Annotated in this window: 11 protein-coding genes and 1 riboswitch; of the genes, 5 read left to right on the forward strand and 6 right to left on the reverse strand. The window is 56.8% G+C overall.

Annotated elements, in window-relative coordinates:
• Positions 1–34: 34 nt before the first annotated feature.
• Both ACIQW9_RS11625 and ACIQW9_RS11630 read right to left on the reverse strand, forming a co-directional pair.
• The gene (locus ACIQW9_RS11625) at positions 35–868 is read right to left on the reverse strand and encodes an aldo/keto reductase (protein WP_402336864.1); all 834 of its coding nucleotides are present in this window, start codon (positions 866–868) and stop codon (positions 35–37) included.
• A 54-nt stretch (positions 869–922) separates the two neighbouring features.
• Positions 923–1,447: a glutaredoxin family protein gene (locus tag ACIQW9_RS11630; RefSeq protein WP_402336866.1), complete on the reverse strand. Its 525-nt coding sequence runs from the start codon at positions 1,445–1,447 to the stop codon at positions 923–925.
• Between the two features lie 354 nt (positions 1,448–1,801).
• Between ACIQW9_RS11630 and ACIQW9_RS11635 the strand changes: the two genes are divergently transcribed.
• Both ACIQW9_RS11635 and ACIQW9_RS11640 read left to right on the forward strand, forming a co-directional pair.
• Positions 1,802–2,095, forward strand: a complete 294-nt coding sequence (locus tag ACIQW9_RS11635) for a hypothetical protein (RefSeq protein ID WP_402336867.1) — start codon at positions 1,802–1,804, stop codon at positions 2,093–2,095.
• A gap of 76 nt (positions 2,096–2,171) precedes the next feature.
• A complete protein-coding gene (locus ACIQW9_RS11640) occupies positions 2,172–2,939 on the forward strand; it encodes a phytanoyl-CoA dioxygenase family protein (RefSeq protein WP_402338015.1) in 768 nt (255 codons plus the stop codon).
• A 29-nt stretch (positions 2,940–2,968) separates the two neighbouring features.
• On the opposite strand, the gene ACIQW9_RS11645 is transcribed toward ACIQW9_RS11640, so the two are convergent.
• Positions 2,969–3,283 carry a hypothetical protein gene (locus tag ACIQW9_RS11645; RefSeq protein ID WP_402336870.1) on the reverse strand — a complete coding sequence of 105 codons (315 nt, stop codon included), beginning with the start codon at positions 3,281–3,283 and terminating at the stop codon, positions 2,969–2,971.
• A gap of 164 nt (positions 3,284–3,447) precedes the next feature.
• Positions 3,448–3,621: riboswitch (yybP-ykoY riboswitch) on the forward strand.
• 19 nt (positions 3,622–3,640) lie between these two features.
• Between ACIQW9_RS11645 and ACIQW9_RS11650 the strand changes: the two genes are divergently transcribed.
• Positions 3,641–4,216, forward strand: coding sequence for a TMEM165/GDT1 family protein (locus ACIQW9_RS11650; protein WP_402336873.1), 576 nt, complete (start codon positions 3,641–3,643; stop codon positions 4,214–4,216).
• Between the two features lie 64 nt (positions 4,217–4,280).
• Here the strand turns inward: ACIQW9_RS11650 and ACIQW9_RS11655 are convergent, their stop codons facing one another.
• From ACIQW9_RS11655 to ACIQW9_RS11665, 3 genes are read right to left on the reverse strand one after another with little or no spacing between them, the layout of a single operon-like run.
• Positions 4,281–5,261 carry an NAD(P)H-dependent flavin oxidoreductase gene (locus ACIQW9_RS11655; protein ID WP_402336875.1) on the reverse strand — a complete coding sequence of 327 codons (981 nt, stop codon included), beginning with the start codon at positions 5,259–5,261 and terminating at the stop codon, positions 4,281–4,283.
• Positions 5,262–5,308: 47 nt separating this feature from the next.
• Positions 5,309–5,791 (reverse strand): DUF1854 domain-containing protein, encoded by a 483-nt coding sequence (locus ACIQW9_RS11660; RefSeq protein ID WP_402336878.1) that lies wholly within the window; start codon positions 5,789–5,791, stop codon positions 5,309–5,311.
• Positions 5,788–7,968: an ABC transporter ATP-binding protein gene (locus ACIQW9_RS11665; RefSeq protein WP_402336880.1), complete on the reverse strand. Its 2,181-nt coding sequence runs from the start codon at positions 7,966–7,968 to the stop codon at positions 5,788–5,790. The genes ACIQW9_RS11660 and ACIQW9_RS11665 overlap by 4 nt, the downstream gene beginning before the upstream one ends.
• A gap of 305 nt (positions 7,969–8,273) precedes the next feature.
• Between ACIQW9_RS11665 and cphA (ACIQW9_RS11670) the strand changes: the two genes are divergently transcribed.
• Together cphA (ACIQW9_RS11670) and cphA (ACIQW9_RS11675) are read left to right on the forward strand one after the other, a co-directional pair.
• Positions 8,274–10,442: a cyanophycin synthetase gene (cphA, locus tag ACIQW9_RS11670; protein WP_402336883.1), complete on the forward strand. Its 2,169-nt coding sequence runs from the start codon at positions 8,274–8,276 to the stop codon at positions 10,440–10,442.
• A 129-nt stretch (positions 10,443–10,571) separates the two neighbouring features.
• The gene (gene cphA, locus ACIQW9_RS11675; protein WP_402336886.1) at positions 10,572–13,136 is read left to right on the forward strand and encodes a cyanophycin synthetase; all 2,565 of its coding nucleotides are present in this window, start codon (positions 10,572–10,574) and stop codon (positions 13,134–13,136) included.
• The last annotated feature ends 102 nt before the right edge of the window (positions 13,137–13,238 follow it).

Below are 13,238 nucleotides of genomic sequence, written 5' to 3' on the forward strand. Positions count from 1 at the left end.
TAGCTCTGTCGCGGGATGGAATCCCGCACGCACATCAAATCATTTCCAGCGATTCCGGCCCATCCGGCGACGGGAATGCATCGTCCAGTTCGGCCAGATCCTGCGCCGTTAATTGCATATCGAGGGCGGCGCGATTTTGCTGTACATGGGCCGGCGTCGAGGCCTTGGGAATCGCGATCACGCCTGGCTGGCGCAAGACCCAGGCCAATGCAATCTGCGCCGGCGATACGCCATGCCGGTCGGCGATATCCTGTACTTCCGGGTATTCGGCCAAGCGTCCCTGCTCGATCGGCGAATACGCCATGATCGGCAAACCGCGTTGCTGCGCCTGCGGCAGCAAATCGTATTCGATGCCGCGTCGCGTCAGGTTGTACAGAACCTGGTTGGCAGCCATGGCCTCGCCGCCGGATGCACGCGCAATTTCCCGCATATCGTCGACATCCATATTGCTGACGCCCCAGTGACGGATTTTACCGGCGTCCTGCAAGGCTTCAAAGGCGGCGATGGTTTCGGCGAACGGCGTACGGCCGCGCCAATGCAACAGATACAAATCGATACGATCGGTGCCCAGACGTTTCAGGCTGCGCTCGCAGGCGGCAATGGTGCCGTGGCGCGTGGCATTGCTCGGCAATACCTTGCTGACTAAAAACACTTCATCACGCCGGCCTGCAATGGCTTCGCCCACCAGTTTTTCGGAAGCGCCATCGCCGTACATTTCAGCGGTATCTATCAAGGTCATGCCGAAGTCCAGTCCCAGACGCAGGGTGGCGATTTCCTCGGCGCGGCAGCTCGCGTGATCGCCCATATACCACGTGCCCTGGCCGAGCACCGGCACGGCTTCACCGGATGGAAGTTTAATCTTGCGCATACTTGCCTTTCATATTGTTGAGCGCCGTGCCGCATGCACACGCTGCACATCCGCTCACGATTGCTTGAACCACGGCTTCAGGGTCGTACGCAATGTACGTTCATCGAAACCGTGTATGACCTTATCGTCGACGACGATCAGCGGCACGCCATTGCCGCCCAGTTTTTTGTGGCCTTCATAACCGGCACTGGTTTTTTCAACATCGAGCTCGGTATATTCGATACCGTTGGCCTCGAATAGTTGCCGCGCGGCCGCGCAATAACCGCACCACTCGGTGGCATACAGCGTCACCGCCGGCTGCGCGCTCGGGACGACGACATTCGCCGTCTTCCCGCCCGTCCACAGCGGCTTGCCCATGTACACAGCGGCACCCAATACGGCCAGCACGATCAACCATTTCAGCACAGTGGAAAACGGCGATCCGCTTTTGACGACCGGCGTACCGTAACGGCCGTAGCTGGCAGGAACCGGCTCGCCGGATGCCTTGATATAGGCAACCTGGCAGGACGGACATTGCCACTCCGGCGCTTCATCGGTCGGCTTGCGGACATACGAGCATTTCGGGCAGATACGAGTCATGATGGAAAAGAGTCGTGGTGAATTTTTCATTATACGTAAACGCAATTCGCACCTACACTCGCTTGCATGGCGAGGAATACAGCGCAGATGCCTGTTTTACATTGACATGAGCCGACACCAAAGAACGCGATGAGTACACGCTGTCAGACATCCGCCCAAACCGGCATCCTGCAAACCTGCCATCCGCAATACATGGAGTGTGCTTGCTTTGGACGATGCCGGAAATCGCAGCAAATACGCGTTAAACAACAAAGACCGGCCGCAGAATCATTGCATTTATAATACGTGCAGGCGCAAAAGGTATCGCCATTTGCAGACGTCGCACCGAGCAACCAAACCCATACTCCCTCATACATGCGCCTCTTTTCCGAAAAATATCGCCTACTGGCATGGCTCAGCATTTTGCTCATAGGCGGATTCCTGACCACGATCGTCACCAGCTATATTGTTTCTCGCGATGCGATCAGGCAGAACGTGGTGGAGCAGGCTTTGCCGCTGACCAGCGACAATATTTATTCGGAAATCCAGAAAGACATACTGCGCCCCATCTTTATCTCATCGCTGATGGCAAGCGATACCTTTCTGCGCGACTGGGTCATGGCAGACGCAATAGTCTGCGCACTGATGCCGGTTCAACACGCAGCCTGAACCGGCGCTACACTAATCATCTGGCATCGATAAAACTGCGACCGCATTCAACATGAGCACGACACCGACAACTGCAATGGACACGGCACTTTCCAGCGAACAGATGCTGCAATTCAGGAACGACGGCTACCTGGTTTTCCGCGCGATGCTGGAACCGGCCGCCTGCGAACGCATGCTCAAGGTTGCCGCCGAACAGTTGCGCGCGGCATTGCCGCCATTGGAATATGAAGCGGAACTCGGTTATGCAGGTGCGCCCGCATCGCTGGACGCAGAAGGGGGCAGAACCGTACGCCGTTTGCGCAGCGCTTATGATCGCGATGCATGCTTTCACGATTGGGCGGAAGACGCGCGCGTGGTTTCCAGGCTGCGGCAATTATTCGATGAACCGGTTTGCCTGACATTGGCGCATCACAACTGCGTGATGACCAAGCATCCGCAATATGGCACTGCAACCGGATGGCATCGCGACATTCGCTACTGGTCGTTCACGCAGCCTGATTTGATTTGCGTGTGGCTCGCATTGGGTGATGAAACCGCAGACAATGGTGGCCTGAAATTTATCCCGGGTTCGCATCGCCTGCATATCGCTCCCGAACAACTCGACGAGCTGGATTTTTTGCGGCCAGAACATCCTGCCAATCAGGCTATCTTCGCGCAGGGAAAAGTGGTCGAACTGCAGCAGGGCGACGTCGTGTTTTTTCACAGCCGCCTGTTTCATGCCGCAGGTGTCAACGCGACTTCATCCGTCAAGACTTCCGTTGCGTTCGCCTATCACGGTCGCAGCAATCAAGCGGTGGCCGGCAGTCGATCGGCAGCATCGGCCGATATCCGATTAACTGATTGAGCTAGAGCAGCATCCCGGCACGGCAAGAATCATTGCTTGGGCACGCTGGGCGGCATACGCGATGAAGCCGGAATATCTTCCTGTACATTGCCCGGTTTTTTACGTTCGACTTCTTCCACTCCCGGCATCCCGCGTCTGTCGGTATCCATCTGCCCAGCTTCGATATCATCGAAGGCCTGCTTCATATCCTTGCGCGGTTTGGCTTCCTGGCTATCCAATGATTCGTCGCGCTCATGCGGCAAGCGTGGCGGTTTTTGATGTTGACCTGAAACATGGTCGACATCTTCCTGGTCGCCCTGTTTTTCATCTGTGAAGAATTTTTCTTCTGTCAGTTTGCCGGCCATCGGATCTCCTTTTAACTTCTTTGTATTCTTTACAGCATGGCTTTTGCATTGCCTCAATGATGCGCACACGCCACGCGTTCTGCATGCTGAAGTTGGAGTTAAATAAACGACAATAATTCCCTGTTGAAGAAAACCAGCGTGTCGAAACACGTCAGCTCTGCTATCATTCGTCTCGAACATTGGGGAGTAGCCGGCCTTAGTCAACTAAGGAATCTGCGTCAACATTCTTGGCCCGCAGGCCATGGTGCAGATAGTCGCAAGACTTGGCGAGACCATCGCTCAAATGACGACCGCATGGGCCGGGGTCGCTGTTTGCGCTTTGGTTATTATTCCGGCCCCAGAAAGTTTATCCCCATCATGGAAGCATTCTTCGTCTCAACAGGCATAGTGGCGCTCGCTGAAATCGGCGACAAAACCCAACTGCTCGCTTTTCTTCTCGCTGCAAAATTCCGTCGTCCCCTGCCTATCGTGCTGGCGATTCTGGTCGCCACGATAGCCAATCATGCATTTGCTGCTGCCATCGGTACCTGGATCACGACCTTGCTCGGACCGGAAACCTTGCGCTGGGTATTGGGTATTTCCTTCCTGCTGATGGCCGGCTGGATCCTGATTCCCGACAAGCTTGATGAGGGCGATGCCCAATTCGCCAAGTACGGCGTTTTCATGACCACGCTGATCGCATTTTTCCTGGCCGAGATGGGTGATAAAACGCAGATTGCAACGGTCGCCCTGGCGGCGCAATACCATTCCTTTTTCTGGGTGGTAGCCGGCACCACGTTTGGCATGATGCTGGCAAATGCACCAGCGGTTTATTTCGGCGACAAAATCGCCAATCGCATGCCGGTAAAGATCGTGCATCGCATCGCCGCTGCAATTTTTGCCGTGCTGGGAATAGCAACCTTGCTGGGAGCCGGTTCGCGTTTCGGTTTTTGAGTCTGCCCTGACGGCAAACCCGGTGCGTTATTCCCGCCAACGCGGGAATAACGCACCGATGGCTTCACGCCTGCAAGCGCGCTTTTGCAGCCCGGTATTCGGCGCTCAGTTTTTGCACCGCTTCCGCCACGCTGGTGACAGCGTCTATCATGCCGACGCCCTGCCCCGCGCCCCAAATATCGCGCCAGGCTTTCACCTTGCTGCCGCTGCTGGAAGCAAAATCCATCACGCTCTTGTCCCCTTGCGGCAGGTTATCCGGATCCAGTCCCATATTGATGATGGATTTCCGCAAATAGTTGCCATGCACGCCGGTGAACAAATTGCTGTAGACGATATCGGACGCTACGGAGGTGACGAGCGCCTGCCGATAAGCTTCATCCACATTCGCTTCGTGCGTCGCCAGCCAGCGCGAGCCTATATATGCAAAGTCGGCCCCCATCGCCTGTGCTGCCAGCACTGCATCGCCACTGGCAATGGCGCCCGACAAAGCGATCGTCCCCTTGAAGAATTGACGTACTTCGCCGACCAGTGCGAACGGCGACAGTGTGCCGGCATGTCCACCGGCGCCGGCCGCGACCAGAATCAGCCCATCGACGCCGGCGTCCAGCGCTTTGTGCGCGTGGCGTATCGAAATCACGTCGTGCAGCACGATGCCGCCATAGCCGTGTATCGCATCCATCATTTCCTTCGGCGGCGCCTGCAGCGATGAAATGATGATGGGAACGCGATGCCTGACGCACACCTCTACGTCATGCGCCAGGCGATCGTTCGATTGATGCACAATTTGATTGACGGCGATGGGGCCGATGATGGCATCCGGATGCGTAGTTTTATACGCGGCTAGATCTGCCTGTATGTCGGTCAGCCAGCGATCGAGCAATTCAGCCGGACGCGCATTCAATGCCGGAAACCCGCCGACTATGCCGGCCTTGCATTGCGCCAGCACCAGCTCGGGGCCGCTGGCAATGAACATCGGTGCGCCGATGACCGGCAGGGCAAGATTTTGCAATACGGCGGGGAGATGGTCTTGCGAGCGACTGGTCATGAGCATTACTCCTTGGGCAGGATGGCATGCCGTACACATGCCATCGTTTACAGGAATCGGTCCAACAGTTTGCGGCTGTGCTTGTCGAGTTTTTGCAAATCACGAATCAGGAACTGGATGCCGTGCGTGTCGGCAATGATCAATGACGATTCACCGATGCGGCGTATATCTTCCTCGCCCTTCAGCACCAGCAGCGCATCACCGCGGCTGGTCGCCACCGTCCAGGTACTCGGCGAGGCGAATGCGGACACATGTTTGATCTTGGTAATTTCCGGCAGGAATTCGCGACTGGCCAATTCTTCTTCCAGTAACGCACGGATGGTCTCCGGCAAATCGCTCAGGCGCTCTACCCATGCCAGCTCGCGCCCATCCGTACTGACGATGGCGATGCCGGTATCCGGCGCCGCAATCGGGAAGGCGCGCACCGGGACCACGCCCTCATGTAGTTCTGCCTCGCCGGGTGCGGAATAAACCAGTTTGCCGAACGCATTGCGGTTCAGTTGAAACGGTATCGATTGCACGTCGCTCATACCAGCCCCTCTTCCACGCTATCTTCCAGCATATCCTGTTCGGCCTGCCGCTGCTGCGCCTGATACAGCTTGTAATACGCACCCTCGCGCGCCAGCAGTTCATCGTGCGAACCGACTTCGACGATCTGCCCCCGGTCCATCACGACGATGCGATCGGCGCGACGCAAGGTGGAAAGTCTGTGTGCGATGGCTATCGTGGTACGGCCACGCACCAGATTATCCAGCGCTTTTTGAATCTCGCGCTCGGTCGTCGTATCGACCGATGAGGTGGCCTCATCCAGAATCAGGATATGCGGATCGATCAGCAGCGCGCGCGCAATCGAAATACGCTGGCGCTCGCCGCCGGACAGCGTTTGCCCGCGTTCGCCCACCATGGAATCGTAGCCGTGCGGCAAGCGCAAAATGAATTCATGCGCGTTCGCCGCACGCGCGGCCGCGATGATTTCTTCACGGCTGGCGTCCGGCTTGCCGTAAGCGATATTGTCGGCGATGGTGCCGAAGAACAGGAAGGGTTCCTGCAGCACCAGGCCGATGTTGCGACGATATTCCGGGATCGGAATCGAGCGCACATCAATGCCATCGACCAGAATCGCACCGTCCGACACGTCGTAGAAACGGCAGATCAGATTGACCAGCGTACTTTTCCCGGAACCGCTGTGACCGACCAGACCTATCATTTCGCCCGGCTGGATATCGAGATTCAGACCGCGTATCACAGCCCGGTTGCCGTAACGGAAACCGATATTTTTGATCGTGATTTTCCCCTGCACATTCGTCAGATGCACCGGATTGGTCGCTTCCGGCACGCTGGAAACGTGGTCCAGAATATCGAAAATACGTTTCGCGCCGGTGGCGGCTTTTTGCGTCACCGAAACGATACGACTCATAGAATCCAGCCGCGTGTAGAAGCGGGTGATGTAGGCCAGGAAGGCCGTCAGCACACCCACCGTGATCAGGCCTTGCGACACCTGCCAGATGCCGAGCGCCCACACCACCAGCAAACCGATTTCGGTCAGGAGAGTAACGGTGGGCGAAAACAGCGACCAGACTTTGTTGACGCGATCGTTGATCGCCAGATTATGTTTGTTGGCTTCGCGGAAACGCACTGCTTCGCGCTTTTCCTGCGCAAATGCCTTCACCACGCGGATGCCGGGGATGGTATCGGCCAGCACATTCGTGACTTGCGACCAGATCCTGTCGATTTTTTCAAAGCCGTTGCGCAATTTGTCGCGCACCACATGAATCATCCACGCGATGAACGGCAACGGCAGCAAGGTGACCAGCGCCAGCCACGGATTGATCGAAATCAGAATTGCCGCCGTCATGAAGATCATCAACACGTCGGTGAAGAAATCCAGCAAATGCAAAGACAGGAAGACGCAGATGCGATCCGTCTCCGAACCGATACGCGTCATCAGATCGCCAGTACGTTTGCCACCGAAATATTCCAGTGATAGACGCAGCAGATGTTCATACGTGGTGGTGCGCAAATCCGCACCTATGCGCTCGCTGACCAGTGCCAGTATGTAAGTGCGCGCCCAGCCCAAACCCCATGCCAGCACGGCCGAGCCGAATAAACCGCTCAGATACAGCACCACCAGGCTTCTATCGATTTCCACGCCGTTCTGATACGGGATCAGTACGTTATCCATTAACGGCAGCGTCATGTACGGCGGCACCAGCGTCGCCGCCGTAGAGCCCAGCGTCAACAGGAAACCCAACAGCAACTGCCCGCGATACGGCTTGGCAAAACGCCACAGGCGAAACAGCGAAGCCGTGGACGGCGGCTGTTCTTCCGCTACGCCTTCGGCATCCTCTTCTTCCTCTTCATTTTGCGCATCCGGTTCGGCCAGGGGCATTGCCACGCCGCTCGCAATCGCATGCTGCAATTGCTCGAAACTGGTGATCAGTTGCAGCGCGGCAGGATTTTGCGCCAACGTATAACGCCAGCTTGCCAGGCGCGATGTTGCATCGTGCAACTCCAGCGTGCCGACGCCGGCATGATCGTAATGCTTGAGCGTCAACGCCGCACTGCAAGGCCAACTGTGCCAGTCTGTTTCCGCGCGGGAACGCGACAACAGACGCATATTGGTCAAAATAACGATGCCCGGCACAAAATGCAGGCTGGAATCAAGGTCAAGATCCAGATGAGCGAGTATGATTTCATCCTTGCTCATTTGACTATTAGCCTCCTGCCAGACAGCAGGAAGAACATGTCTTGTTGACAATAATGATGGGGACGCGGTTTTCATCAAGGCAGAAAGCGTTTTCGTGACGAACGGATGTTCAGTGAATGACGATCAGAATATAGGGTTTTATCTCAAATTGGCGGCCAGTATATCCAAACGCATGCAGCTTGTTGCTGCGTATTTGGTCTCGCGTGAAATATAATCACCAAACTAGTAAACCAAAGAACGCCGAGCGCGTTACACCAATTTTAGCCATAGCAGTTTTGGCTTCTACAAACACTATCCATTACAAAATGAACAACAAAACCATCGAGATTATCGATGTGCTGAGTCTACGCGGTCCAAATATATGGACCTATCGCCCAGTGCTTGAAGCTTGGGTAGATATCGGCGATCTGGAAGATTCGCCGTCCAATACCATTCCCGGATTCTATGAACGCCTGACCGCCTGGCTGCCCAGCCTGGTCGAACATCATTGCGGCGTCGGCGTACACGGCGGCTTTTTGATGCGTTTGCGCGAAGGCACCTGGCCTGGCCACATCATGGAACACGTGATGATAGAGCTGCAGAATCTTGCCGGCATGCAAAGCGGTTTCGGCAAGGCGCGCGAAACCGGCAAACGCGGCGTCTACAAGGTTGTCGTCCGCGCCCGCCATGAAGAAGTCAGCCGCGCTGCATTAGTTGCCGCCCGCGATCTGGTAATGGCTGCAATCGAAGACAAACCCTACGATGTCCAATCCACGGTAGACCATCTGCGCAACATTCTGGAATCCGTCGCCTTGGGCCCGAGCACTGGCTGCATCGTCGAAGCGGCAACCGATAGGCGCATCCCATCGATGCGCCTGAACGACGGCAATCTGGTGCAACTCGGCTACGGCATCAAGCAACGCCGCATCTGGACTGCCGAAACCGACCAGACCAGCGCGATTGCGGAAACCATTTCCAGCGACAAGGAACTGACCAAGACGCTGCTGCAATCCTGCGGCGTGCCGGTACCGGAAGGTCGTATCGTCAACAGCGCCGCCGATGCATGGGAAGCTGCCGAAAGCATAGGCTTGCCAGTCGTCATCAAGCCGCTGGATGGCAATCACGGTCGTGGCGTTTCCACCAATCTGAATACGGCTGCCGATATCGAGGCGGCTTTTTTATTGGCCGAACAGGAAAGCAGCGATGTCATCGTCGAGCGCTTTATCCTCGGCAACGAACACCGCTTGCTGATCGTAGGCGGCAAACTGGTCGCTGCCGCCCGCGGTGAAGAAGCTACCGTTGTGGCGGATGGCAAATCCAGCATTTCCGAACTGATCAACAGCCAGCTCAACTGCGATCCACGACGCGGCAGCAGCGAAGATTGCCCGCTCAATCTGATCCTGATCGATGAAGCGGACGATCCGCGCGTCGTGCTGCTGGAGCTGGCGCGCCAGGGTTACACGACTGAATCGATCCCGGCTGCCGGCAAAAAAATCCTGATCCAGCGCAACGGCAACGTTGCCTTCGATGTTACCGATCAGGTTCATCCAACCGTGGCCGCAGCCGCATCGCTGGCGGCCCGCATCGTCGGACTGGATATCGCCGGCGTTGATCTGGTGGTGGAAGATATTTCCAAACCGCTGGCCGAACAAGGCGGCGCCATCGTTGAAGTCAACGCTGGCCCCGGCCTGCTGATGCATTTGAAGCCGGCCGACGGCCCGGCGCGTCCGGTTGGCCGTGCGATTGTCGACCATCTGTTTGCTGAAGATGAAAGCGGCCGGATTCCTATCATCGGCGTCACTGGCTCACACGGCACCACAGTCGTATCGCGCCTGATCGCATGGTTTCTGCACTTGCAGGGCGCGTATGTCGGTCTGGCATGCAAGGATGGCTTGTTCCTGCGCCAGCGCCCGGTTTTGAAAAAAGCCAGCGACAACTGGGATGCCGGACGTCAGGTGCTCATGAATCGCATGGTGGAAGCCGCCGTATTTGAAAGCAGCAGCAAGGCCATTCTGTCGGAAGGTCTGGCCTACGACTGGTGTCAGGTAGGTGTCGTCACGAATATCGATCCGGCCGACACCCTGCCGGAATTTTATATCGACGATGCCGAGCAGATGAGCCGCGTGCTGCGTACCCAGATTGATGTCGTGCTATCGACTGGCGTGGCGGTATTGAACGCTGCCGATGAACGCGTGGCGGAACTGGCTTCCCTGTGTGACGGCAGCGTGATTTTCTTTGCAGCTTCACCGGCAGAAGCGGTGATTGCCGCACATCTGGCGAACGGTCAACGCGCTGTGTTCATGCGCGACGGCAATATCGTTTTGGCGACCGGCAAAGAAGAAATTCTGATCGACAACGCAACACCGCATGCTGCACTCACGATGGAAAACAGCCTCGCCGCCGTTGCGGCAGCGTGGGCATTGGGTATAGGCCCCGAGCTGATCCGTGCCGGGATAGAAACATTTGAAGCAACTGATGCGGCCATCGCCGCTTAAAGCGCCATGAGCACTGTATACGCATATCACGACAACAAACTAACCGATGCGGTTTACACTCCTGCATCCACCACCAAAGTGCCGCGCAGTCGTAAGATCCGGCAAGCTCCGCCCAGAAGAAAGATGTCCATGGAAATATCCCGCGTTCGCGCCCTGCGCGGCCCCAACCTCTGGAGCCGGCACACGTCGATCGAAGCCATTGTGTCGTGCAATGCATCGGAACAAGACATTGCTGCCATCCCCGGTTTCGAAGATCGCTTGCGCGCGCGCTTTCCGGAAATAAAATTCATCGAAAGCGCACGTCCGAAAGCCGCGTTTTCCATGGCCGACGTGCTTGAATTCGCCGCGCTCGGCCTGCAGGCGCAAGCCGGTTGCCCGGTGACATTTAGTCGCACGATCGCAACTATCGAAAAAGACACTTACCAGGTCGTGGTCGAATACACGGAGGAAGCCGTCGGTCGGCTCGCCTTTGAACTGGCACAAGAACTGTGCCGCGCCGCAGTGGAAGATACCCCGTTCAACCTGGTAACTGCATTGGCCAGCCTACGCGAGCTGGATGAAGACATCCGCCTCGGCCCAAGCACCGGCGCCATCGTCGATGCAGCCGTGTCGCGCGGCATTCCGTATCGCCGCCTGACCGAAGGCAGCATGGTGCAGTTCGGCTGGGGCAGCAAGCAGTTGCGCATACAGGCGGCAGAAACCGGCTTTACCAGTGCGATTGCCGAATCGATCGCGCAAGACAAGGAAATGACCAAGCTGCTGTTAAGTGCAGCCGGTGTACCGGTACCCGACGGCCGTTCGGTGACGACAGCTGACGATGCATGGCTTGCCGCCACTGAAATCGGTGCCGCAGTGGTCATCAAACCGCGCGACGGCAATCAGGGCAAGGGCGTTTCAGTGAATCTGAAAACCCGCGAAGAAATCGAAGCCGGCTTTGCCGCAGCGCAAGTCATTTGCGACGACGTAGTGATCGAACGCTATATTTCTGGCCAGGATTACCGCTTCCTCGTGGTCGGCAAACAGCTGATCGCCGCCGCCCGTCGCACACCGCCGGAAGTCATCGGCGATGGCGTACAAACGATTCAGCAATTGATCGATCAGGTTAACCTCGATCCTTTGCGCGGCGACGGCCACGCTTCGCCACTGACCAAGATCAAGGTCGACAAGACAACCTTGGCCACGCTGGAAAAACAAAACCATACGCTGGAAAGCGTTCCTGCCAAAGGCGTGCCTGTGGTATTGCGCAACAATGCCAACCTGAGCACCGGCGGCATCGCCACCGACGTCACCGACGATGTGCATCCCGAGCTGGCGGCACGCGTGGTCGAAGCAGCGCAAATGATCGGTCTGGATATCGCCGGCGTCGATCTAGTCTGCGAAAACGTCCACAATACGCTGGAAGAACAAGGCGGCGGCGTGGTTGAAGTCAATGCTGCACCCGGCTTGCGCATGCATATCAAACCATCGTTCGGCAAAGGCCGTCCGGTCGGCGAAGCGATTGTTTCCACCATGTTTGCCGAAGGCGACGATGGTCGCATCCCGGTTGTCGCCGTTGCCGGCACCAATGGCAAAACCACGACCGTACGTTTGATTGCGCATATTTTGCAAGCAAACAAACATCGCGTCGGCATGACCACTACCGACGGCGTGTACATCGAAAATGAACGCATCGATACCGGTGACTGCAGCGGCCCGCGCAGCGCGCGTAATGTATTGATGCATCCGGATGTCGATGCAGCCGTGTTTGAAACCGCACGCGGCGGTGTCCTGCGCGAAGGTCTGGGTTTCGACCGTTGCAACGTCGCCGTCGTTACCAATATCGGCGTAGGCGATCATCTGGGCCTGAATTTCATTTCGACCGTGGAAGATCTGGCGGTCGTCAAACGCGTCATCGTGCAAAACGTGGCCCCCAACGGCACCGCCGTATTGAACGCCGCCGATCCGATGGTGGCCAACATGGCAGCCAGCTGCCCCGGCAGCGTGACCTTCTTTGCCAAGGACGGCAACCATGCCGTACTGGCCACGCACCGCGCAAAAGGCCATCGCGTACTGTTCCTCGACGGCGTCTTCATTGTGGCAGCGGAAGGTGCGTTCGAGCACCGGATTGCGCTGGCAGATATTTCGATCACGCATAACGGTCTGATCGGCTTCCAGATTGAAAATGCAATGGCCGCAATCGGCGCCGCATGGAGTCTCAATCTGCCCTGGGATATCGTGTTGAACGGCTTGCGTACATTTGAAAACAGCGCCGCCACCACACCGGGCCGTTTCAATCTGTTCACGCACCGTGGTGCCACCGTCATCGCCGACTACGGCCACAATCCGGACGCCATCGAAGCGCTGACCCACGCCGTGGAAGCCATGCCGGCAAAACGCCGCATGGTCGTCATCAGCGGCGCCGGCGACAGACGCGACGATGATCTGCGCCGCCAGACTGAAATCCTCGGCGATGCATTTGACGACGTGATCCTGTATGAAGACCAATGTCAGCGCGGCCGTGCAGACGGCGAAGTGCTGGCATTGCTGCGCCAGGGTTTGACAAAGGCAAAGCGGGCAAAATCGATACAGGAAATTCACGGTGAATTTTTGGCGATCGATACCGCATTGGCAAGCCTGCAAGCGGGTGATCTATGTTTGATTCTGGTGGATCAGGTAGAAGAAGCACTGGCGCATATTGCCTCGCGCGTAGCGTGATCTAGGAAAAAGCCAGCGTCGAGCTGGCTTTTTTATTAGAAAAAATATCTACCTTAATTAATAGTGCAAATCGGTAGAGAATAAATTTTCAGTCACGAAAAA

The organism is Herminiimonas sp. NPDC097707 (genome assembly GCF_044761395.1).
Classification (GTDB): Bacteria; Pseudomonadota; Gammaproteobacteria; order Burkholderiales; family Burkholderiaceae_D; genus Oxalicibacterium.

Excerpts from the sequence above, each read along its gene's own strand:
- ACIQW9_RS11665 (WP_402336880.1), bottom strand. The coding sequence starts at position 7,968 with ATGAGCAAGGATGAAATCATACTCGCTCATCTGGATCTTGACCTTGAT.
- ACIQW9_RS11640 (WP_402338015.1), top strand. The coding sequence starts at position 2,172 with ATGGACACGGCACTTTCCAGCGAACAGATGCTGCAATTCAGGAACGAC.
- cphA (WP_402336883.1), top strand. The coding sequence starts at position 8,274 with ATGAACAACAAAACCATCGAGATTATCGATGTGCTGAGTCTACGCGGT.
- ACIQW9_RS11630 (WP_402336866.1), bottom strand. The coding sequence starts at position 1,447 with ATGACTCGTATCTGCCCGAAATGCTCGTATGTCCGCAAGCCGACCGAT.
- ACIQW9_RS11635 (WP_402336867.1), top strand. The coding sequence starts at position 1,802 with ATGCGCCTCTTTTCCGAAAAATATCGCCTACTGGCATGGCTCAGCATT.
- cphA (WP_402336886.1), top strand. The coding sequence starts at position 10,572 with ATGGAAATATCCCGCGTTCGCGCCCTGCGCGGCCCCAACCTCTGGAGC.
- ACIQW9_RS11655 (WP_402336875.1), bottom strand. The coding sequence starts at position 5,261 with ATGACCAGTCGCTCGCAAGACCATCTCCCCGCCGTATTGCAAAATCTT.
- ACIQW9_RS11650 (WP_402336873.1), top strand. The coding sequence starts at position 3,641 with ATGGAAGCATTCTTCGTCTCAACAGGCATAGTGGCGCTCGCTGAAATC.
- ACIQW9_RS11645 (WP_402336870.1), bottom strand. The coding sequence starts at position 3,283 with ATGGCCGGCAAACTGACAGAAGAAAAATTCTTCACAGATGAAAAACAG.
- ACIQW9_RS11625 (WP_402336864.1), bottom strand. The coding sequence starts at position 868 with ATGCGCAAGATTAAACTTCCATCCGGTGAAGCCGTGCCGGTGCTCGGC.
- ACIQW9_RS11660 (WP_402336878.1), bottom strand. The coding sequence starts at position 5,791 with ATGAGCGACGTGCAATCGATACCGTTTCAACTGAACCGCAATGCGTTC.